The sequence below is a fragment of the Candidatus Kapaibacterium thiocyanatum genome, from assembly GCA_001899175.1.
In the GTDB taxonomy this organism is placed as follows: Bacteria; Bacteroidota; Ignavibacteria; order Kapaibacteriales; family Kapaibacteriaceae; genus Kapaibacterium; species Kapaibacterium thiocyanatum.
Window position 1 is genome coordinate 619636 of sequence record MKVH01000024.1, and the last position, 21611, is coordinate 641246.

General features: G+C 60.5%; 19 protein-coding genes. 12 read left to right on the forward strand and 7 right to left on the reverse strand.

The annotated features are described in order from the left end of the window. Positions 1 to 57: 57 nt before the first annotated feature. The 5 genes from BGO89_11220 to BGO89_11240 all read left to right on the forward strand — a co-directional run bounded on the left by BGO89_11220 (position 58) and on the right by BGO89_11240 (position 5350). The gene (locus BGO89_11220; protein OJX57367.1) at positions 58 to 843 is read left to right on the forward strand and encodes a short-chain dehydrogenase; all 786 of its coding nucleotides are present in this window, start codon (positions 58 to 60) and stop codon (positions 841 to 843) included. Between the two features lie 324 nt (positions 844 to 1167). After that, the gene (locus BGO89_11225) at positions 1168 to 1869 is read left to right on the forward strand and encodes a hypothetical protein (GenBank protein OJX57072.1); all 702 of its coding nucleotides are present in this window, start codon (positions 1168 to 1170) and stop codon (positions 1867 to 1869) included. Between the two features lie 7 nt (positions 1870 to 1876). After that, positions 1877 to 3166 (forward strand): cell division protein FtsA, encoded by a 1290-nt coding sequence (locus BGO89_11230; GenBank protein ID OJX57073.1) that lies wholly within the window; start codon positions 1877 to 1879, stop codon positions 3164 to 3166. 33 nt (positions 3167 to 3199) lie between these two features. Beyond that, on the forward strand, positions 3200 to 4555 hold the full coding sequence (locus tag BGO89_11235) for a cell division protein FtsZ (GenBank protein OJX57074.1): 1356 nt from the start codon (positions 3200 to 3202) through the stop codon (positions 4553 to 4555). 282 nt (positions 4556 to 4837) lie between these two features. Continuing rightward, the gene (locus tag BGO89_11240; protein OJX57075.1) at positions 4838 to 5350 is read left to right on the forward strand and encodes a hypothetical protein; all 513 of its coding nucleotides are present in this window, start codon (positions 4838 to 4840) and stop codon (positions 5348 to 5350) included. A 25-nt stretch (positions 5351 to 5375) separates the two neighbouring features. Here BGO89_11240 and BGO89_11245 read toward each other — a convergent pair whose 3' ends face one another. Next, entirely contained in the window at positions 5376 to 6680 is a 1305-nt protein-coding gene (locus BGO89_11245) for an MFS transporter (GenBank protein ID OJX57076.1), read from the reverse strand. A 115-nt stretch (positions 6681 to 6795) separates the two neighbouring features. Between BGO89_11245 and BGO89_11250 the strand changes: the two genes are divergently transcribed. From BGO89_11250 to BGO89_11270, 5 genes are all read left to right on the forward strand, one after another. Then, on the forward strand, positions 6796 to 7698 hold the full coding sequence (locus tag BGO89_11250; protein ID OJX57077.1) for an agmatinase: 903 nt from the start codon (positions 6796 to 6798) through the stop codon (positions 7696 to 7698). After that, on the forward strand, positions 7695 to 8543 hold the full coding sequence (locus BGO89_11255; GenBank protein ID OJX57078.1) for a 2,3,4,5-tetrahydropyridine-2,6-dicarboxylate N-succinyltransferase: 849 nt from the start codon (positions 7695 to 7697) through the stop codon (positions 8541 to 8543). The genes BGO89_11250 and BGO89_11255 overlap by 4 nt, the downstream gene beginning before the upstream one ends. 328 nt (positions 8544 to 8871) lie before the next feature. Continuing rightward, positions 8872 to 10173, forward strand: a complete 1302-nt coding sequence (locus BGO89_11260) for an O-acetylhomoserine aminocarboxypropyltransferase (GenBank protein OJX57079.1) — start codon at positions 8872 to 8874, stop codon at positions 10171 to 10173. Beyond that, a complete protein-coding gene (locus tag BGO89_11265) occupies positions 10170 to 11210 on the forward strand; it encodes a homoserine O-acetyltransferase (protein ID OJX57080.1) in 1041 nt (346 codons plus the stop codon). Before BGO89_11260 ends, BGO89_11265 begins: the two co-directional genes overlap by 4 nt. Before the next feature lie 7 nt (positions 11211 to 11217). After that, positions 11218 to 12399 (forward strand): hypothetical protein, encoded by a 1182-nt coding sequence (locus BGO89_11270; GenBank protein OJX57081.1) that lies wholly within the window; start codon positions 11218 to 11220, stop codon positions 12397 to 12399. Positions 12400 to 12417: 18 nt separating this feature from the next. On the opposite strand, the gene BGO89_11275 is transcribed toward BGO89_11270, so the two are convergent. After that, positions 12418 to 12759 (reverse strand): hypothetical protein, encoded by a 342-nt coding sequence (locus BGO89_11275; GenBank protein ID OJX57368.1) that lies wholly within the window; start codon positions 12757 to 12759, stop codon positions 12418 to 12420. 688 nt (positions 12760 to 13447) lie between these two features. Between BGO89_11275 and BGO89_11280 the strand changes: the two genes are divergently transcribed. Then, positions 13448 to 13879: a thioesterase gene (locus tag BGO89_11280; GenBank protein OJX57082.1), complete on the forward strand. Its 432-nt coding sequence runs from the start codon at positions 13448 to 13450 to the stop codon at positions 13877 to 13879. On the opposite strand, the gene BGO89_11285 is transcribed toward BGO89_11280, so the two are convergent. Both BGO89_11285 and BGO89_11290 read right to left on the reverse strand, forming a co-directional pair. After that, a complete protein-coding gene (locus tag BGO89_11285) occupies positions 13851 to 15365 on the reverse strand; it encodes a hypothetical protein (GenBank protein OJX57083.1) in 1515 nt (504 codons plus the stop codon). The genes BGO89_11280 and BGO89_11285 overlap by 29 nt on opposite strands. 17 nt (positions 15366 to 15382) lie before the next feature. Next, the gene (locus BGO89_11290) at positions 15383 to 16639 is read right to left on the reverse strand and encodes a DEAD/DEAH box helicase (protein OJX57084.1); all 1257 of its coding nucleotides are present in this window, start codon (positions 16637 to 16639) and stop codon (positions 15383 to 15385) included. 237 nt (positions 16640 to 16876) lie between these two features. Here BGO89_11290 and BGO89_11295 point away from each other — a divergent pair, with 237 nt between their 5' ends. Next, a complete protein-coding gene (locus BGO89_11295; GenBank protein ID OJX57085.1) occupies positions 16877 to 17293 on the forward strand; it encodes a hypothetical protein in 417 nt (138 codons plus the stop codon). A gap of 10 nt (positions 17294 to 17303) precedes the next feature. Here the strand turns inward: BGO89_11295 and BGO89_11300 are convergent, their stop codons facing one another. Genes BGO89_11300 through BGO89_11310 form a run of 3 tightly spaced genes read right to left on the reverse strand, consistent with a single transcriptional unit; the run spans position 17304 to position 21546 of the window. Beyond that, positions 17304 to 18293 (reverse strand): hypothetical protein, encoded by a 990-nt coding sequence (locus BGO89_11300; protein ID OJX57086.1) that lies wholly within the window; start codon positions 18291 to 18293, stop codon positions 17304 to 17306. A gap of 2 nt (positions 18294 to 18295) precedes the next feature. Beyond that, a complete protein-coding gene (locus BGO89_11305) occupies positions 18296 to 20287 on the reverse strand; it encodes a hypothetical protein (protein OJX57087.1) in 1992 nt (663 codons plus the stop codon). Further along, positions 20284 to 21546 (reverse strand): hypothetical protein, encoded by a 1263-nt coding sequence (locus BGO89_11310; GenBank protein ID OJX57088.1) that lies wholly within the window; start codon positions 21544 to 21546, stop codon positions 20284 to 20286. Before BGO89_11310 ends, BGO89_11305 begins: the two co-directional genes overlap by 4 nt. Positions 21547 to 21611: the final 65 nt, after the last annotated feature.

Consider the following 21611-nt stretch of genomic DNA (forward strand, 5'->3'; position numbering starts at 1 on the left):
CGCAATGCGACGACGGATCCATTCACGACGATCATCAACAACAATATCGAATCGATCATGCCTCTCACCGGATATCGCGCACTCGTCTGCGGTGCATCGAAAGGAATCGGCAGAGCTTCTGCGGAACGTCTCGCACAACTGGGGGCGTCCGTGACCACGCTCGCCCGGACGGAGTCGGCACTGGCCGACGTCATCGCCACGCTGGATACGTCGAAAGGCCAGGTCCATTCGATGGTCGTCGCCGATGTCACACGACCCGACGAGCTTGTCCACAGTGTTCAGAATCACGTGGATAACGTAGGCGCAATCCACATCTGTGTGAATAACACGGCAGGACCGGCCGGTGGAAAACTCATCGACGCGAAGCCGGAACAACTCCTGGAAGCATTTTCCAATCATATACTTATAGCTCATCGTCTGACGTCGGTTCTCGTCCCTGGAATGAAGGCCGCGGGCTACGGCCGCATTGTCAACATCATATCCACATCGGTCAAACAGCCGATCGAAGGGCTCGGTGTGAGCAATACCATCAGGGGGGCGATGGCATCGTGGTCCAAGACGCTCGCGACGGAACTGGCGCCGTACGGAATCACCGTGACGAACGTATTGCCTGGGGCGACGGAGACGGAGCGGCTCACCCAGATCATCGACCGGAAGGCCGAGGGGGCGAGGATCGCGGTCGATGACGTCAGACAGGAGATGCTGGACGAGATTCCGGCGGGCCGTTTCGCCCGCCCGGAAGAGATCGCGAATGCCGTCGGTTTTCTCGCCTTGCCGATGTCCGGCTACATCACCGGAACCAGTATCCTGGTGGATGGTGGGCGTACCAGGGCTCTCTCCTGAGTTTCTCCACGTGATGTGGATAACTTGTTCTGAAATGGGGCTATCATGAATGGTCCTTCGTTTGTTTCTTCCACACGAACGCTCTAGTTTTGCGGTGGTCGTAAGCCGTTGCACTGTGCAAGGATATCGACCAAAAGCACGGGAAACCGAGCTTGAGGGTAGGAGACGAGGCTTGAAGTTTTCCACAGGTGTGTGAATTTCAGTCGAGTTTTCCACAACGCGAGGCATGCAGTGACGGCAAGAGGAAGAGGCCAGCGCCAACGTCAGCACGCACCCCACCCGGGGACGGAGCAGCAGGCCGGAGTACGACGTCGTGCTCCGGGATTGGTCGTCGCGCTCCTGGCAGTCGTCTTCCTGGCATTGGTGGCAAGCCAGTGGCAGGGTCGGCAGGCGATCGGGAGGGTGATCATCACCGGTGCTTCGGGATTGAGTCTGGCGGCGGTGCACATGGTGGTGGACACGCTGGCCGACAAGTCGGTGCGATCGATCTCGCTGGCCGACGTCCGCGAAGTCGTCGAGCGACTGCCTTACGTCCGTTCGGCATCCGTGCACCTGTCCGGAGTTCGGGACATCACCGTCGATGTGCAGGAACGTCTTCCCGTTGCCCATATCGTCGTCCAGGGCGGCGAGCTGCGCTACGTCGACGCCGAAGGCACGGTACTTCCGCCCGCATCGATCCGTACGGGCCATAATGTTCCGATCCTCCAGTCGTCGCAAGGTGACACGTTGTCGAAGGCCGACGTCCGTACGCTGGCTGCGATGCTGGTGGCGGCGGCGCAGAATCTCGACCCGGTTCTCTATCAGTCGATTTCCGAAGTGCGCCTCGACGGTGCACGCCAGCAGGCCATCGTCACCACGGACGAAGCGGTATGGCGACTGCCGATCCGCGACGTCGCCGTCGCACGGCAGGCCTTGGCGGATATGGATCTGTTCTGGAAACGGACGTCGACACGGCTCGACATGACTACCGTCAACGAAATCGATCTTCGCTGGCGCAACCAAGTGATCGTACGCTACAAGGGATGACACTGCAATGAATTCGACGAACATCTACGTCGGGCTCGACATCGGTACCACGAAGGTGTGTGCCGTCGTCGCCGCGTCCGACCCGGTGACGCGGCGTACCGACATCCTCGGTACGGGGATGTCGGAGTGTGAAGGATTGAAGCGGGGCGTCGTCACCAACATCAACAAGACCGCCGAAGCGATCCGCAAGGCCGTCGAAAAGGCCGAACAGCAATCCGGTATCAGCATCAGGCGTGTCGTCATCGGCATCGCGGGTGACCATATCTCGTCGTTCATCACACGCGGTATCGTCACGATCTCGTCGCCCACGCGCGAGATCAGCGGGGCTGACGTCAGGCGTCTGCTCGACGATGTCCGCAAGGTGAAGATCGACGGCGACCGGCGCATCCTGCACGTGATACCGCAGGACTTCATCATCGACGGACAGGACGGCATCACCGATCCGGTGGGAATGAGCGGCATCCGTCTCGAGGCGAACGTCCTCGTCATCACTGGATCCCTCACGGCCATCGAGAACATGTATCGCTGTGCCGAGCGCGCGGGGCTGACGGTCGATTCCATCGTCCTGCAACCCCTGGCGAGTGCCTGTGCCGTGCTCGACGAAGCGGAGAAGGAACTCGGCGTCGCCATCATCGACATCGGTGGCGGCACCACCGACATCGCCATCTTCAAGAACAGCATCATCCGGTCGACGTCGATCTTCGGCATCGCCGGACAGAAAGTAACCGACGATATCATGGCCGTCCTCGGCATCCGTCAGGTCGAAGCCGAGCGTATCAAGCTCGAATTCGGTCACGCGCTGAGCGACAGCATCAATCGCGACGAAGTGTTTCAGGTTCCCGGGGTAGGAGGACGCACGCCGACGGAAGTGACGAAGAGCGTGCTCTGCCAGATCATCGAACCGCGCATGGAAGAAATCTTCGAGTTCTCCCTCCAGGAAATCATGAAGTCCGGTCTGGCCCATCAACTGGCCGCCGGTATCGTGATCACGGGAGGATGTTCGCTGGTACGTGGTGCTGATCAACTCGCGCAGCGGGTCTTCCGCTTCCCGGTCAAGATCGGTATCCCCACGGGATTCAGCGTGGACGGTCTGGCACGCGAGGTGAGCAATCCGATGTACAGCACGGCTGTAGGATTGATCCTGTATGCGGCGCAGCAGGCACAGGAACACGAAGCCGAGTCTGTTCCTGTGACCAAGGAAACCCAACAAGACGAGGCAGTAACCGCGGAACCGCTCGTACCGGAGGAGAAGGCCGGTGTGGTGGACCGCCTCAAACGATGGTTCGAAAATCTATGATGTCCAATGTTTCCGTATTCCTTGGGGGGAAGTATGGCAATTGAGCTGGATACCACGCAGACCTACGATGCGCGGATCCGGGTTGTGGGAGTCGGCGGCGGCGGCGGTAATGCCGTACGCACGATGATTACCCGCGGCCTGGAAGGCGTCGAATTCGTAGCGGCGAATACCGACCACCAGGCACTGATGAACAATCCGGCCGGAATCAAGATCCAGCTTGGAAAGAGCGTCACACGTGGCCTCGGTGCGGGCGCCAATCCCGATAAGGGACGCCAGGCCGTTGAGGAAAGCATCGACGATGTGCGCGATGCTCTCGACGGCAGCGACATGATCTTCGTGACGGCAGGCATGGGCGGCGGGACGGGAACCGGAGCAGCACCGGTGATCGCCAAGGTCGGCCGTGAACTGGGGGCCCTCGTCGTGGGCATCGTCACGAAGCCGTTCTCGTACGAATCGCGCCGCCGCATGCAGATCGCCGAGCAGGGGATCAAGGAATTGCGCGAACACGTCGATGCACTCATCGTCATTCCGAATCAGCGCATCCTGACGATCGTCGACAAGAACACGTCCTTCATCGAAGCGCTCGCCAAGGTCGACGCAGTTCTCTACAATGCCACGAAGGGCATTTCCGACATCATCTCCGGTGTCGGCTACGTGAACGTCGACTTCGCCGATGTCCGCACGGTCATGGCCAACATGGGCGATGCCCTGATGGGTATCGGTATGGCACGCGGCGAACACCGCGCACTCGAAGCAGCAACGAGTGCCCTCAATTCGCCGATCCTCGAAGGCATGTCCATCAGCGGGTCACAGGGGCTGCTCGTCAACGTCACGGGCGGTCTGAGCATGACGATGCACGAAGTGAGCGAAGCCGTCTCCATCATCGAGAAGGCCGCAGGAGACGACGTCAACCTCATTCACGGCGTCGTCGTGGATGAAGGTATGGACGACGAGATCGCCATCACCGTCGTCGCGACGGGCTTCCGTCGTGCCGAGGATATGAAGGCTACCAAGCCGGCCATCACGATCATCAAGGCGGAGCCCGCAGCAGAACAGCAAGCTCCCGTACAACAACAGCAACAATCCGCTCCCGCACCGGAACCGGCCGCCTATCGTCCGGCCGCTGTCGAAACGAGGTCTCAGCCCGCTCCCGCTGCACCTACGCCGAGCGGTTCGCGTCAACTGCAGGAGTTCGACACACCCGCCGTATGGCGTAACCGTCCTGCACCGCAGTCGGGCGGACAGTCGACCGCAACCGGAGGTACACCTGGAAGCATTCCCGTGACGCCGAACGCGACGGGCGAAGCCTATACGCCGAGCGTACGTCGTGCCGCAGGTAGCGGTGGCGATAGCGACGCTCCCGCCTTCCTCCGCCGGATCATGGACTGATCCTGCCTCCGACATCGATACCATGCGTACGGCCATCCATATCGGATGGCCGTCGTCGTTTTCAGCCCGGTGAGCGATGTCTGATACTCGTGTGGTAGTTTGCGGCAAAGACCATGTAGCGCCGAGGCCGACAGACCTCACACGTATATGATAGAGATGTGGCGTATTTACATCGTCGATGGCCATGTCTTCATACGCGACGGTTTGAAACTGCTTCTGGCCGGACACGGCGATCTGTCCGTCGTCGGAACGGCAACCAGGGGAGACGGGGCGATGGAGTGAATGGAGCACCACGGAACCGGCGCCGACTCCGTCATCCTCGACGCATCGGCGAAGCCGATGGATGGCATCAGGACATGCAGGGAGAACGAGGATATGACGCCCGCATGTAAGGTCGTCATGCTCATGCCCCATGGCGATCTGGGCATGCAGGCCAAGGCCGTCGAAGCGGGCGCACATGGAGTCGTCCTCGAATCGTCGACGTCCGACGAACTGATCGGGACCATCGAGTTCACACGGCACGGAAGGAGTCTCTTCCCCGGTGTACCGATCGTGCAGGACATTTCCCGTGGACAGCTCACGCCACGCGAATGTGACGTCCTGCGATACATCGTGTGCGCCGAACTGACCTCGACCGAAATCGCCAACGAGCTGTTCCTCTCCATCCATGCTGTGGAGCAGCCTCGCAAGAACATCATGACGAAGCTCGGCCTGAACAATACCGTCGGGCTCACGAAGTGGGCCATCCTGAACGGTATCTGCTCACTGGACGACGGACGGGAACAGGCACACTGACGATACGTCCGTGCGGTGGCCGACGTCAGTCGGCAGCTTCCTCGATGGCACGTCCGACGTCGACGTTCGCCAACACGATCATGCCCGCGATGAAGAACACGACGAGGGAAAGGACCGCTGCCCGATAGCTGCCCGTGATGTTCAACGCCAGGGCGAAGACCAGGGGGCCGATCCACGATGTGCCCTTGTCGCTGATCTCGTAGAGCGAGAAGTATTCCGCCTCGCGTCCGTGCGGAATCATCTGCGAGAACATCGAGCGACTCAGGGCCTGCGTACCGCCGAGAACGACGGCGATCACCGCCGCCATGATGTAGAAGTGGGCTTCGGTGGATACCACCGTATAGGCGGCGAATAGAACGGCCGACCATATCACGAGCGAGATCATGATGGCGCGCTTCGTGCTCGTCACGTGAGCGATGCGCTCGAACAGCAGCGACCCGCCGATGGCCACGAACTGTACCATCAGGATGGCCGTCGTCAACGTATCGAGGCCGAGGCCCAGCTCTTCCTGCCCGTACTGCGACGCGAGGGCGATGACGGTCTGGACCGCATCATTGTAGAGCAGATAGGCTACCAGGAAGAGCAACGTCTGACGGTAGCCGGTCATGTGCTTGAGCGTCGACCACAACTGGCGGAACGCCGCACCGGTCTTCAATCTGCCTGGCGTGGTACCTGTCGCGGGCCGGTCCCGCAACATCATCATGGGAACGATGGTGAAGAGGGCCCACCAGATACCTGCGCTCGCCAGGATGATGCGTACGGCCAACCCTACCGGACCATCCGTGCTCTTCACGTAGGAGAAGTACAGCAGGTTGAGCAGCAGCAGCAGGCCTCCACCCAGATAACCCAGCGCCCATCCGCGCGACGAGACCTTGTCCCGTTCCTCCGGCGATGCCAGATCGGGAAGGAAGGAATTGTAGACGACGACGCTGGCACCGAAGCAGAGGTTGGCGAGTACGAAGAGTCCGCCACCGATCAGGTAGTTGCCGAGATCGACCTGGAGGAAGTAGAGGGCCGTCGTAGCGACGGCGCCCGTGAAGGCGAACATGCCGAGGAGCCTGCGCTTGCGATGCGACGTATCCGTCAATGCCCCCACGACGGGAAGGATGATGACCTGCAGGACGACGGCCAGCGAGACCATGAGCGGGAACCACGAGCCGGGATTCACGGTGAAGCCCATTACGTGCAGCTTGCCGTCGACGGCCGCCGCCTCGGCGACGTTCGTCAGGTACGGGCCCAGGAAGACCGTCACGACCGTGGCATAGAAGGCGCTGTTCGCCCAGTCATAGAAATACCATCCGATGCGCTGTGTTCTGATGGATGCTGCCACTGTTCACCATGTCTGTGACTGAATGCTGCGGATGGTGCCAAAGATACAAGCCGTGCCGACACTATCTTTGCGCTTACCGGACGACAACGACGTTGTACACCATCCATCACGAATCATGAAGACTCTCGGCCCGACGAAGAACTTCCTGGCCATCGACGAGCGCTATTCCGCGCTCGAATCATCCGCTATCGCCATCGTGTCGGCTCCATACGAACATACCGTGAGTTACGGCGGAGGTGCAGCCAAAGGACCGAAGGCGATCGTCGACGCGAGTGCCTACGTGGAATTCTACGACGACGAATTCGACCGCGAGCTGTGCTTCGACAAGGGCATCGCCACGCTCAAGCCGCTGCGCTTCGGCAAGGCCGTCGACAGGGATGCTCTCGACATCATCGAAGAGCAGGTGGATGCCCTGATCGACATGGACAAGTTCGTGGTGACGCTCGGTGGCGAGCATACGATTTCGACGGCTCCCATCGCCGCCCACTTCCGGAAGTATTCGAAGATGAGCGTCCTGCATTTCGATGCCCACTCCGATCTCCGCCAGGAGTATCAGGGATCGCCGTATTCGCACGCCTCCTTCATGGCACGTGTGGCCGAGTTCTTCCCGACGAAGCGCATCAGCCAGGTCGGCATCCGTGCACAGTGTATCGAGGAAGCACGGTTCATCAAGGAGAAGGGCATCAATACATTCTATGCCTCGGCCATCCGTCGCGGCCTCCACGGCAAGGCATGGCAGAAGAGCGTCGTGGACACGCTCGCGAAGGATGTCTATGTGACGTTCGACGTCGACTGTTTCGATCCCGCCATCATGCCGTCGACGGGCACCCCGGAGCCGGACGGTCTGCTCTATAGCGAAACCATCGACGTGCTTCGTGAAGTCGTGAAGAGCGGGCGCCGCGTCGTCGGCTTCGACGTCGTCGAACTCGCACCTGTCAAGAACGTATCTCATACCGATCTGACGACCGCACGACTCATCTACAAGATGCTCAACATCGCTTTCTCGAAAGGAAGATGATCATGAACGACCTCGAGAGCAGGGTGGAAGCGCTGGCAGCACTGCCGGCACATGAAATCCAGTACGACCGCGGCACGACGGAAACGCTGCAGCACTTCGTTCAGGGATTGAACGACGGTACCATCCGGAGCGCATCGCCCCAGGACGACGGATCGTGGCAGGTGAATCAGTGGGTGAAACGCGGTATCCTCGTCCTGTTCCGCAAGGGACGTCTCATCGACGTATCGACCGACGAGAACTTCCAGTTCTTCGACAAGGACAGTCTGCCGACGCGTATGCTGACGCTGGCCGATAACGTTCGCGTCGTTCCCGGCGGCTCGACGATCCGGAATGGAGCGTTCCTCGGTCATGGCGTCATCTGCATGCCGCCCATGTACATCAACATCGGCGCCTATGTGGACGAAGGAACGATGGTCGACTCGCACGCCCTGGTAGGAACCTGCGCCCAGATCGGCAAGCGTGTCCATCTCAGTGCCGCATCGCAGATCGGCGGCGTACTCGAGCCCGCAGGCGCCCGGCCCGTCATCGTCGAGGACGACGTCATGATCGGCGGCAACTGCGGTGTCTACGAAGGTGTCCTCATCCGCAGTCGTGCAGTGCTGGGCAGCGGCGTCATCCTCAATGCCAGCACGCCGGTCTACGATCTCGTCAACCAGACCATCCTGCGCAGCACTGCCGAGCAGCCGCTCGAAATACCAAGGGGAGCCGTCGTCGTCGCGGGGTCGAGGGCGGTGACGTCGGACTTCGGGCGCGCGCACGGGCTCTCCATCAGCACACCGATGATCGTCAAGTACCGCGACGAGAAGACCGACGCGAAGACGGCTCTGGAAGCCGCCCTGAGGTAGCATCGGCACGCGGGGCGAATGATATCAAATGGAAAAATAACCTTCGCTCACTTGCGTATCTGGATCGAATCCCTATCTTCGCACTCCGACAATGAACACGACGCTTCGCCATACCACCCCTTCCAATCACGTCGCCCCGATGATGTGTTGGTCTATGATGATGCCCATGCATCATAAGGGGACTGGCGTCTAGCGAACCAACTACGAGCAGCTATCTACAACGCCACTCTCCTTCCGGGGGGTGGCGTTTTTTCGTTCGTGCACAGCGGAAAACCCATCGATACCCGAAAGAACGGCGACATGACAACAACATTCGGGATCATCGACCATGGCAGCACTCCGCTTCGAAACACAGCAACTCCATGCGGGATACACCAACGTGGAGGAACAGACACGCAGTCGTGCCGTACCGCTGTATCAGACCACGTCCTACACCTTCCGTGACAGCGATCACGGAGCCAACCTGTTCGCACTGAGGGAGTTCGGCAACATCTACACGCGGATCATGAATCCGACGACGGATGTGTTCGAACAGCGCATCGCCGCACTCGAAGGAGGCAAGGCCGCCGTGGCTACCGCCAGTGGCCAGGCAGCACAGTTCCTCACGATGCATACTCTGGCCGAAGCGGGAGACAACATCGTTTCCACGTCCTTCCTGTACGGCGGTACCTACAACCAGTTCAAGGTCGCGTTCAAGCGTCTCGGCATCGACGTCCGCTTCGCCGACGGCGACGACCCGACCTCCATCGCCTATCTCATCGACGAGCGAACGAAGGCCATCTATCTCGAGACGATCGGAAATCCCGGATTCAACGTGCCGGACTTCGAGCGTATCGCCGCCATCGCGAAGCAGCATGGCATACCGCTCGTCGTGGACAATACCTTCGGTGCCGGAGGATATCTCTTCCGTCCGATCGATCACGGCGCCGACATCGTCGTGGCGAGTGCGACGAAATGGATCGGTGGTCATGGCACGGCCATCGGTGGCGTCATCATCGATGCAGGTACGTTCAACTGGGCGAACGGACGCTTCCCGCAATTCACCGAGCCCAGTGAGGGATATCACGGGCTGAAGTTCTGGGATGTTTTCGGTGCGGGCGGTCCGTTCGGCAACATCGCCTTCGCCATTCGTGCACGCGTGGAAGCGCTGCGCGACCTGGGTCCGAGCCAGAGTCCGTTCAACGCGTGGCTGCTGCTGCAGGGCCTGGAGACACTGTCACTGCGTGTCCAGCGGGCATGTGACAACGCCCTGGCCATCGCACGGTGGTTGGAGTCACAGGACGACGTTTCCTTCGTGAACTATCCCGGCCTGCCGTCGGCGCGCTATCATGAGCTTGCCCGGAAGTATCTCCGCAACGGCTTCGGTGCCGTGCTCTCCTTCGAACCGACCGGTGGCAGCGAACGCGCGCGGCGCCTGGTCGATCACCTCTCCCTCATTTCCCATCTCGCCAACGTGGGAGACGCCAAGACATTGATCATCCAGCCGTCGCTCACGACGCATCAACAGCTTTCGAGCGAGGAACAACGCTCGGCAGGCGTGGCTCCGGCCACGCTGCGTCTCAGTGTGGGCATCGAACATGTCGATGACATCATATCGGATCTCGAACAAGCCTTGAGGGCAAGCAGATGACGGACAGGCAGACGACCGCGACGGAGTTGCAGGTATACTCCTCGAATACACCCTTTTCACTCGAATCCGGTATCGAACTACCGGGGCTCCACGTCGCATATCAGTCGTGGGGCGAACTCGGAGAGGACCGCGGCAACGTGATCTGGATCTGCCATGCCCTTACCGGCAGCAGCGATGCTGCTTCATGGTGGGAGGGTCTCGTAGGTCCGGGACTCGTCTTCGATACGGACAGGTACTTCGTGATCTGCGCCAACATGCTCGGCTCGTGCTACGGTTCCACCGGTCCTACGAGTGTCGACCCTGCGACGGGTTCGCCGTGGCTGAACGGCTTTCCGCTCGTGACCATACGCGATATGGTGCGGGCGATGATCGTTCTTCGCGCCCACCTCGGTATCCAGCGCATCGCCGTCTGTGTCGGCGGGTCGATGGGAGGACAGCAGGTGCTCGAGTGGGCCGTCATGGAGCCGGAGCGTATCGAGCGCATCATTCCCATCGCCACGAATGCACGGCATTCGCCATGGGGCATCGCCTTCAATACCGCACAGCGCATGGCTCTCGAAGCCGATCCGTCCTTCACCGACGGATCGGTGACGGGAGGGGGACGTGGCCTCTCCGCCGCCCGTGCCATCGGCATGATCTCCTATCGCACGGCTGTGCTGTACAACGGACGTCAGCGTGACGAGGACGAGCGCCTCGACGACTATCGCGCCGAATCCTATCAGCGTCATCAGGGCGCGAAGCTCGTGCAGCGCTTCAGTGCCCATGCGTATTGGGTCCTGAGCAAGGCGATGGACAGTCATGATCTCGGTCGGGGGCGCGGCGGTGCGGGTGCCGCACTGCGAGGGATACGCGCACGTACGCTGGTGATCGGCATCGACAGCGATATGCTCTTCCCGACAGCCGAACAGACCTTCATCGCCGACCAGATCCCGGGCGCGGGATATCGCGTCCTGAAATCCCCCGCCGGTCACGACGCCTTCCTCATCGATCAGGATCGTCTGGCATCCATCATTCGTACATCAACAATTCTTCATTGATCACCACATGGCAACTTCCGCTCTCAATCTCGGTCTCTTCGGTTTCGGCTGCGTCGGCCAGGGACTGTACGACGTCCTGCACCGCACGCCCGGCCTGCAGGCACGCATTACACGCATCTGCGTGAAGGATCGCTCCAAGCAGCGCCCGGTCATCGCCGAAGCGTTCACGTTCGATCGCGACGATATCCTGAACGACGATGACGTCAATGTCGTGGTCGAACTCATCGACGATGCCGATGCGGCCTTCGACATCGTGTCGACGGCACTCCGCCGCGGCAAGGCCGTCGTGACGGCCAACAAGAAGATGGTCGCGACGCGGTTCCACGAACTGCTGGCCCTGCAACGCGAGACGGGTGCCCCCTTGCTCTACGAAGCTTCGTGCTGTGGCAGTATTCCCATCATCCGCAACCTCGAGGAGTACTACGACAACGATCTGCTCGACGGGGTGCAGGGGATCGTGAACGGTACGACGAACTTCATCCTTACGCGGGTGATGGCCAGTGGCGATGCGCGATACGGTGAAGTCCTGGCCGAAGCGCAGCGTCTGGGATTCGCGGAAAGCGATCCGACGCTCGATGTGGAAGGATACGATGCGTCATTCAAGACGCTGATCATCGCAGCCCATGCCTTCGGTGTCGTGCTCGAGCCGGGTGACGTCATCCGCCGCGGTATCACCAGCGTCACATCCTTCGATGCGGCCACCGCACGCGCACGCGGTGCGACCATCAAGCTCGTGTCGAACAACGTTCTCGTGGACAACAAGCTCACGTCCTTCGTGCTGCCTCGCTTCGTTCCCGAATCGACTACGTTGGCGAAAGTCGACGACGAATACAACGCGGTCCTTCTGCACGGTGCGTTCAGCGACGCACAGTCGTTCATCGGCAAGGGGGCGGGTGGGCATCCTACGGCATCGGCTGTCCTGTCGGACATCGCCGCACTGCGGTACAACTATCGGTACGAGTACAAGAAACTGGAACAGGGACGTGCGCCGCAGTTCACGACGGACGTCCCTGTCAGGGTATATGCTCGTTCTTCGGACGAGAAGCTGCTCCGGACCATTCCGTGGTCGGAGATCGATGTCGACTATCGTGGCCGGAGCGACCACTACGTGATGGGGACGACGACCTTGTCGGCCTTGCGCGACAGCGAAGCCTTCCGGTCGGATCGAGCCTTCATCGCCCTCCTGTAAGGGGGCGATGGGGGCAGATCATGACAACGTCGGATCGCCCTTCTCGATGTTCAGGCGTACGGCTTGGCGAACGAAGGATTCGAACAACTCACGGCGTACGTCGTTGACCTGGCTGATCCTGACGTGACGCATCTTGATGCCGTCTCCGATGAGGAGATGTTCGGGATCGTCCAGTTCCGTTCCGCGCCAGAAACCGAAGTTCACGTGGTCGCTGAATGCCTTCATGTAGCAGACGGGACCGTTGCCTTCGAAGACGGGCTGGGACCATTTGATGGATTCTTCCAGTGCCGGTGCGGAGGTACGGACGATGTCGCGGAGCTTCATCAGGACTTCGCGCTGCCAGCCGCGATGATTGCTCACGTATCCTTCGACCGTCGTCGCCGGTGGTACTGGTGCCGACGGAATGACGGGATCGTCGTCGTAGACGTCCTTGACCGGTTCGATGCGGGACATGCGGCGCTGCAGGGCATTACCGCGGGAAGGCGGTTCCTTCTTCTCGGAACGCTCGGGTTGCTCGGAACGCTCGTTGCCTCTGCGGTCGCGATCACGGCGTCCACGTCCCTGCTTTTCGGGTTTGTCAAGCTTCTCCTGGGGTGCTGCGGCAGGTTGCTGTGGTGCGGCATCCCCTGCAGGGGCGGCTGTGCCGTCCTGTTCGGCGGATTGCTCGTCACCACCTTCGCCACCGCGCTTCTTCTTCTTGCGGCGACGCTTCTTCTTGCGTTCCGGATCGCCGCCGGCTGCGTCGTCGGCCGATGCAGGGCCACCGTCTCCGGTGTCCGTATCGGGACCGTCGTCATCGCCATCGTCGTCGGATACCTGGCCTTCGGCCTGATCCTGCGGAGCCCCTTCGCCCTTGTCACGATTGCGTCCGCGCCGACGGCGGCGACGCTTGCGTCCGGCTTCGCCGGACTGCTCACCCTGTGCCTGGTCGGTATGTGGTGCGCGTTCTGCTGATTCTTCGGATGTCGTCATGGATCAATGGGTTGGTGCATTCATGTAGCTGACAAATATACGGAGTAGCTGGCCCAGAGGCGTGGTATTTTGTGCCATGTATGCAACCTTCGAAACCGATCTGGCTGTGCGGCCCGATGACATAGACATGAACAAGCATGTTCATAACAGCCGGTACCTGGACTACGTTCTGGCCGCCCGCTACGATCAGATGGACCGCTGCTACGGGATGTCCATGGAAGAATTCCTCGACCACGGCTATTCGTGGGTCAACAGCTCCTGTACCATCGACTACAAACGCCCCTTGCACATGGGGGACATGGTGACCGTGCGAACGCGCATCGCTTCCTTTTCCGAGCGTGGCGTGCGGGTCGAGTTCTGGATCGTCAACAAGGGGACCGGAAAGGTGGCGGCCCAGGGACATCAGGACTTCATCATGGTGAACGTGACGACGGGCCGGAGTCTCGTCATTCCGGACTGGATCGTCGAGCGCTATGCCATCACCGAAGATGCTCGAGGATCATCCTGAGCAGTTCCGCCGGTTCGAAGGGTTTGGGCAGCACTCCGTTCATCCCTGCCTTGTTGGCCAGGATCCGCGCCTTGTCCGTCGACGTGGCCGTCAATGCGATGATCGGCACGTCGGGATCGGTCTTGCGGATGTTCATTGCGGCTTCGAGACCGTCCATGAGTGGCATGACCAGGTCCATCACGACGAGATCGGCCCCTTCCTTCCTGTAGATGTCCACGGCTTCGAGGCCGTTCTCGGCCACGACGAGGCGTGCACCCCAGGGTTCCATGATCCGGCGCATGAGCCGTGCGTTCAGCGAGTGGTCCTCCGCGAGCAGGATGCGCTTTCCTTCGAGCGGACGTTGTGAGGTAGGCCTGTCATCGGTCGTCACTGCCATGGGCGATACGACGCCGAAGCGCAGGACGGCCGTGACGGACGATCCCTTGCCGAGCTCGCTTGTGACGGTGATGTCGCCGCCGAACATCTGTGCCAGTTCACGGCTGATGGCCAGGCCGAGGCCCGTGCCGCCGTACTGCTTCGAAATGGACGGATTGGCCTGACGGAAGCGGTCGAAGACGTGGGGCAGTTCCTCTCTCGAAATGCCGATGCCCGTATCGCGTACGGTGACGGCCAGGGTAACGGTCAGATCGTCCCGTTCCCGCACCTGGACTTCGACGCGGATGATACCATCCTTGGTGAACTTGACGGCATTCGAGATCAGATTGTTGAGGATCTGGCCGAACCGGATCGGATCGCCGATGACCATGAAGGGCACTTCACCCATGTAAGCCACCGTGAGCTCGGTACCGTGCTCGCGTGCCTTGATGGCGAGCGGAGCACAGAAGGTGTCGATGAGATCGTGCAGCCCGAACGTTTCCGGATTCAGGGTGATGCCACCTGCTTCGACCTGGTTCAGGGTCAGGATATCGTTGATGAGGTCCAGAAGATTCTTCGTCGAGAATTGCAGCATGTCCACGTATTCGAGCTGCGCCGCGCTGAGCTGTTCGAGCTGGAGCAGGTGACAGATGCTGAGGATGGAATTCAGAGGAGTACGGAATTCATGACTCATGCGTGCGATGAAGTCCGACTTCGAGCGGTTCTCTTGCTCGAGCTGCTGGCGGAGCCGTTCCTCGCGGGTGATGTCCAACACGCTGCCGATGACGAGGCGGAGTGCGCCGTCGTCATCGGTTTGCGGTGTAGATGTCACGTGGAGATACCGGATTTCCCCCGTGGGCAGGATGATCCTGTAGGTAAGGCTGTAGGCCGTCTTCGTCTTTTCGCTCTGTGCCTTGGCCTTGAGTACCGAGGCCATGTCGTCGGGGTGGATGGCCTTGAACCATCCGAGGCCCAGGGATTCGTCCATCGACAATCCCGTGACCTGCACCCAGGCCTTGTTCACGTATGTGCACTGACCGTCTCTGTCGGACAGGAAGATGCCGACTGGTAGATCGTCCAATGCGGCAATGGTATCCGCATTGGACATACCGGAACGGTCGAGAGAGATCATCTCATCTCATTTCACTGTTAGTGCCTGCGTGTACGGTGCGATCCCGATCCCGAACCGGAACGATAGGGGGCCGAGGAGCGACGATACTGTCCGCCCTGGCGCTGCTGTCCTCCGGACGAACGTTGCTGCGGAGCCTGATACTCGTGCTCGGGTGTCGAAAACGGGTGATCCTTGACGACCGGAATACGGCGGCGGATGAGTCGCGTGATGGCATGGAGCGAATCCTGCTCGTCCGGGCTGCAGAGCGATAGGGCCGTGCCCGACGCGCCTGCCCGGCCAGTACGGCCGATGCGGTGGACGTAGTTCTCCGGCGAATCGGGAAGCTCGTAGTTCACCACGAATGCAAGATCGTCGATGTCGATGCCCCGTGCCGCGATATCGGTAGCAACGAGAACGCGTGTACGACGTTCCTTGAAATTACGCAGTGCGCGCTGGCGTGCCTGCTGGGACTTGTCACCATGGAGCGCTTCGGCTCGTACACCCGTACGTTCGAGGTCCTTGACGACGCGGTCGGCATTGTGCTTCGTGCGTGTGAAGACGAGAACGCTGCCCTGGATCTGATGTTCGAGCAGATGGGCGAGCAGTTCGCGCTTCTGCAGTTTGTTCACGAAATAGAGAAGTTGCTCGATGGTTTCCATCGTCGTGGCCTGAGGGGCGACTTCGACATGAACGGGATCGCGGAGCAGATCGTTGGAGAGCTTCTTGATTTCGTTGGGTACCGTTGCCGAAAAGAACAGCGTCTGACGTTCCTTCGGCAGCATGGGCATGATGCGACGGATGTCGGTGATGAAGCCCATGTCCAGCATGCGGTCGGCTTCGTCGAGGACGAGCACTTCCACGCGTTCCAGCGTCAGCGCACGCTGTTCGATCAGATCGAGCAGACGTCCGGGCGTGGCGATGAGGACGTCGACGCCGCGACGCAGGGCGTCGATCTGGGGACGTGACGATACACCACCATAGACGACGGCATGGCGGAAGCGAATGAATTTCCCGTACGTACGGAAGCTGTCGCTGATCTGATGAGCGAGTTCGCGCGTCGGTGCGAGGATGAGGGCGCGCGGCCCCTTGGTGAAGGGCGTCGTGCCGAGACGTTGAAGGATGGGCAGGGCGAACGCCGCCGTCTTGCCCGTACCCGTCTGGGCGCAGCCGAAGAGATCCTTGCCTTCCAGGCAGGGAGGTATTGCCTGCTGCTGGATGGGCGTGGGATTGGAATACCCTTCCGCCTCAAGCGCACGGAGAATAGGGTCAATAAGGGACAGATCGGAAAAGGTCATTGACCGTTCCTTGGAAGATGAAACAACACGATCGCACATCCCTCGCGTGCACGGCGCCTTGCCGTGACACAATTCATGCTAACCGTGTCGTAAACCCAAGCGGACAATGGAAACGGAAGGCAGGAGGAATATGAGAGGCTACGTATACCCGTAGCTCTAAGACGATTACAAATCTAATCAATTATCGGATGCCGTAGGTTTGCAGTGTTTTCATCACGATACGAACGGGATATCGGTATGGCGACTCACAGGACGGAAACGACATGGAAGGGCGGGGTTCGGTTCGATGTCCACCAGCAGGGCTTCACGATTCCGATCGACACCGCCATCGAAGCCGGAGGAACGGGACAGGGCATCAGCCCGAAGACACTGCTCCTGAGCGGCCTGGCGGGGTGTACGGGAATCGACGTCGCACTGTTCGTGGCCAAATCGCGTGTGACGATGCGGTCGCTCGTGATCCGCGTCGAAGGGGATCTAACCGAAGATCATCCCAAGGTCTACAAGACGATTCGTATGGTCTATGAAGTCGGCGTCGATCCGGCCGAACGTCCCAAGGTCGAGCGCGCCGTCCATTCCTCCATCGAGAAGTACTGCGGCGTCTATGCCATGCTGGCGAAGACGGCCGACATCCGGCACGAGATCATCCTCGTTTGATGGGAGTGCTCTATAGCGGCGCCACGTCGAACAGCGGGGCACCGGTGCGTCCCTGCGAATCGTAGAAGTCGAGGAAGCGGAGCTTCGTGTACTGACCGTAGACGTCGTGGATGACGTAGGTGGTCGTCGTATCGATGGTATAGGTTCCCGCGTTGAGATCGTAGGACTTCCACGAGTATCCGATACCGTCGCGGTCCTTCGTGAACGTCATCGCTTCCGCAGCGGTACGGTCGATGGCCACGAAGGGAGTCTTCCTCGTCTTCGCTGTTTCGATGCGTGTCGTGTTGACCAGGGCACCGGTCACGGCATAAGGCGTGAACGCCGGTTCCCAGAAGACGTGCGTATAGCGCGTGAAGACGATGTCCCAGTTGTCCGCCGGCGGTTCGTGCGTCACGACCTGGACCGTCGGTGCCAGCCGTATGCCGGTCGTACGGCGCAGGGGATCCTTCGCGACGGTGACGGTCGTATCCGACGATCCGTCGAGGGTGGCTGCCCGCAGGACGATATGATCCGCTTCGGCGGACACGAGCTGGATCTTGCGGAAGCCGAGGTCCCTGCCCTTCGTATCGTAGCCGAGGTGGACGACGTAAACATGGCCGTCGCCACTACCGTCGGCATTCCACCATATACCGATGGCCATGGAATCGGTCCTGCCCGTCGGATGATCGTAGCGCGACTCAGTCGCCGGCGCGTTCCGTACATCGTCGAACGGGACTTCTCCTGCATCCTGGACGGAAGCCACGAGACCCGTGTTGAGACGGATCGTATGGTCGTCGGGCCGTGAGTTCACGCAGAGATTCCACGAATCGAGCGGGACGGTGAGGACGGTGTCCAACGTGGCGAGATCGACGAAGACCTGCCTGTCGTAGGTCGATCCGACGAGCACCTGCATGCGTTTCGAACTGCCGGGTGCGGGCGGAGCGACGAGCTTGTCGGACGGCAGGCAGGACTGGAGACAGGGAATCAGCAGCAGGGCTGAGAGCAGGCGAGTATAGGGCATGATTACATCTCGTAGCGAATCGTGAAGAGCATGGACCTGCCCCACATCATGGGAATCGATCCGGTCGACGGCGAATGCGCCGTACCTCCGGCACTCGTCGACTGCAGCATCGTGACGTCCAGAAGGTTGCGTACGCCGATGGATGCACGGAAGAACGAAAGGATGACGGGCAGATCGGCCGTGACGTCGATCACCGTATAGGCGGCGATCGAACCGTTCGTCAGGGTGCCGTCTTCCTGCAGCTGGACCGTGGGTTGCGATCCGGTGACCTTTGCGAAGCCGTTCCAGCGTATGCCCACCCAGGGATCGGACCACGTGCATTGGAGGTTGCCTTCGGGCGACATCATCCAGGAGCTCATCGTACCCGTTTCGAACCGGCGCTGCGTACCGGTCAGCGCACCCGACAGTTTGATCTGGAGATCGGAGACGTCGACGACGACGTCGGTCCGCGCCATCATCGTACGCTGGCGTCCGATGTTCACGTACTGGTAGCGCGTCGCATCGACCTGTGCGAGCGTGATCTGGTCGCTGATGTCGTTGAACACGATCGACGGCCTGATCGACAGGAGGGCCCGTTCACCGGCAAGGCCGATGTCCATCGACATGCCGGCATGATGCGAATACTCCGCACGCAGGTTGTCGTTGCCGGTGATGTTGTGATTGATGTCGATGAATTCCATCGCCAGTTCACGCAGTGAGGGCGCCCGAAAGCCGCGCCCGTACTCCAACCGGAAGGTGACGTCATGCGACGCCGACCAGCGTACGTTCAATGCCGGCGTGAATGGTCCACCGTATCGGGAGTTGTAGACATAGCGAAGGCCCGGCTGTACGATCAGTTGCCGGATGGGTTGCCACTGTAGTGCGGTGAAAAGGCCCACGTCGACCATCGTGGCCCGACCCTGTGCGATCCTGTTACCCGTCACGACGTCGGACGTTCCTTCACCGCCGACTTCGAGTGCGAAAGCGTCGGAGAATGCCGGTGGGCGAAGCATCCATCGCGTCATGACCGTGCGCTGCGTATTCGTATCGCTCGATCCCGGTTGCATCGATGTCCGTTCCACGCCCGTCACAAGATCCTTGACGATGCCGATACGCATTCTGTCGAAGGTGGAGAAGCTCGTAAGGCCGGAAAGTTTCCATCCTTCCACGATATCGCCGAGCAGCGACACCGAGTGCTGCATGCGGCGCGTCGTCGTATGCTCGTCGATGGCCGACGTTCCGAAAGGCGAACGCGGTTCGCCGCGCGTGAGGATCAGATCGTTCCACCACGAACCGTCGTATTTGAGCTGCATGGACGAGACGTTCAGACCGAATCCTGCATCGACGAGATACTGTTCGCGAGGCTTCCATTGGAACGAACGTTCGGCGATCGTACCCGGAGGATTCCAGCCCCGGAAGAGATTGCGGGTGAAGGAGCCGTGGACATCCACGTCGGAGACCATGCCGCGTACCGTCGTGCCTGCATTCCATGCGCCGACCGTTTCGTGCTGGCCGTATGCCGACACATGGAGCGAGTCCACCGCTCGTGCGGCAGTGATGATGTTGATCACACCGCCCAATGCATCGGTGCCGTACATGATGGACATCGGGCCTTCGACGATTTCGATGCGTTGTGCCCGTTGGACCGGTACCTGTGAAAGATCGATCGAACCATCCAGACGCCCGATCACGGGAACTCCGTCGACGAGGATCTTGACGTTGTTGCCCGAGATACCCCCGAGGCTCAGACCCGTACCCAGAGCCATGTCCTGCTGAAGGCGAATGCCCGATTCCTGTACCAGGACGTCGCGAAGCGTCACCGCCTGCTGTGCGCGAATGCGCTCCGCATCCACGATACGGACGCGATGGACGCTGCGGCTTATCGACGTCGGCAGCAGTTGTCCCGTCACCACGACCTCGTCGGCACGATACGAACGTATCGTATCGTGCCGGGCCGGGATCGAGTCTTGCTGCACTGCAAGCACGCTTGCTGCGATCAGCGAAAGAAGGATCATCGTACGATGAAGGCTTGTGTCGTGATACCGAACGGACTTCGCACGACGGCGCGATACATGCCGTTGGCGAGCGTGGACGTCGAAAGGACCGTCGAAGTAAGACCTGCTTCGATGGAGAGATTCACGACTTCGCGTCCCGTCGCATCCACGATGGAGCACGCAGCAGCCGACGGCAGATCGGTCACGATGCGGACGCTGGAGCCATGATCGACCATCGACGGCATGAGGGCGAGGGACGTCCGGCCGTTGTCGTGTTCGGTGACGGACGTCGTGATTGCCTCCGTCGTGAACGACGTCGTTCCCGTACCTCCACCGCTGAATCGCGTCGGCTTGAAGACGACGATGTTGCCGCTCGCCCTGCGGACGATCCATGCGATGGAATCGCGGACGACGTAGACACCGCCCGTATAGGACTTCCAGGTGCTGCCGATGATCATCGCGGAACTGTCCCATGCCGGTTCGACGGGAAGGACAGGATTCAGGGCGGCTTCGCCGGTGAGCCTGATGGCCGCTACACCGGGAGCCGTGAGGATGCCCGTCACCGGATAGTCCATCATGATCTGACCGTAGGGAATGGGTTCGACGTATCGGGTGAACGTGATGTCCCAGTCCGTGCGTGCCGGTTCACGATCGATGGTCTCATGTTCGGACAGCGATCGATAGATCAGGTTCTTCGTCGCGTAGTCCTTGCGGTTGATCGTGATCGTCTGCTCGTCCGTGCCGTCAAGGCCGGCATGGGTGACGGTGAAGACACCGCTCACGAGGCCGTCGACCCTGATCTTGCGGACCGTGCCGTCGGGCAGGGTGATGACGAAGACGCGCTTGCCGACGACCGTATGCGTGATCATGCTGTAGCTGCCCCAGCCGAGGTCGAAGGGATCGTTCTCGTCGCGGGTACGGCTGAAGGCGCCTTCCGACCAGTCCTTGGCATCGTTGTAGACGATGGGCCATGCACCGGAACCAGCCGTGTCGATGGTCGCCCAGTCTCCGACCGTCTTGCCGGGCACGCATTGCAGCTTCACGCCGGCGGCGCCGTTCGTGAGAATTGTGCCCGACGTGCCGGTCGTGGAGAAGGCGATGTGCCAATTGGCATTCGATGAACGACCTCTTTCTCCCGATCCGAACTGATAGAAGACCTGATCGGCGTACTGCGCGCCCATCGAAACGGAATCGTGGGTTTCGGCCACCACGGGTACGGACCCGAGCAGGGCCAGCACTGCAATCGCCTTGGAAATCATGTAGTTGCGTACCATCGTCATTCACTCCTGTCGATTACGTACAATCGAAAATATGGCTGAGCCCTTATTTGGACTAAGTCTAAATT

Bases quoted from the DNA above. Each gene is read 5' to 3' on its own strand.
- BGO89_11265 (OJX57080.1), top strand. From the start codon at position 10,170: ATGACGGACAGGCAGACGACCGCGACGGAGTTGCAGGTATACTCCTCG.
- BGO89_11235 (OJX57074.1), top strand. From the start codon at position 3,200: ATGGCAATTGAGCTGGATACCACGCAGACCTACGATGCGCGGATCCGG.
- BGO89_11290 (OJX57084.1), bottom strand. From the start codon at position 16,639: ATGACCTTTTCCGATCTGTCCCTTATTGACCCTATTCTCCGTGCGCTT.
- BGO89_11240 (OJX57075.1), top strand. From the start codon at position 4,838: ATGGAGCACCACGGAACCGGCGCCGACTCCGTCATCCTCGACGCATCG.
- BGO89_11260 (OJX57079.1), top strand. From the start codon at position 8,872: ATGGCAGCACTCCGCTTCGAAACACAGCAACTCCATGCGGGATACACC.
- BGO89_11280 (OJX57082.1), top strand. From the start codon at position 13,448: ATGTATGCAACCTTCGAAACCGATCTGGCTGTGCGGCCCGATGACATA.
- BGO89_11300 (OJX57086.1), bottom strand. From the start codon at position 18,293: ATGCCCTATACTCGCCTGCTCTCAGCCCTGCTGCTGATTCCCTGTCTC.
- BGO89_11250 (OJX57077.1), top strand. From the start codon at position 6,796: ATGAAGACTCTCGGCCCGACGAAGAACTTCCTGGCCATCGACGAGCGC.
- BGO89_11285 (OJX57083.1), bottom strand. From the start codon at position 15,365: ATGATCTCTCTCGACCGTTCCGGTATGTCCAATGCGGATACCATTGCC.
- BGO89_11230 (OJX57073.1), top strand. From the start codon at position 1,877: ATGAATTCGACGAACATCTACGTCGGGCTCGACATCGGTACCACGAAG.
- BGO89_11270 (OJX57081.1), top strand. From the start codon at position 11,218: ATGGCAACTTCCGCTCTCAATCTCGGTCTCTTCGGTTTCGGCTGCGTC.
- BGO89_11220 (OJX57367.1), top strand. From the start codon at position 58: ATGCCTCTCACCGGATATCGCGCACTCGTCTGCGGTGCATCGAAAGGA.
- BGO89_11310 (OJX57088.1), bottom strand. From the start codon at position 21,546: ATGACGATGGTACGCAACTACATGATTTCCAAGGCGATTGCAGTGCTG.
- BGO89_11295 (OJX57085.1), top strand. From the start codon at position 16,877: ATGGCGACTCACAGGACGGAAACGACATGGAAGGGCGGGGTTCGGTTC.
- BGO89_11255 (OJX57078.1), top strand. From the start codon at position 7,695: ATGATCATGAACGACCTCGAGAGCAGGGTGGAAGCGCTGGCAGCACTG.
- BGO89_11305 (OJX57087.1), bottom strand. From the start codon at position 20,287: ATGATCCTTCTTTCGCTGATCGCAGCAAGCGTGCTTGCAGTGCAGCAA.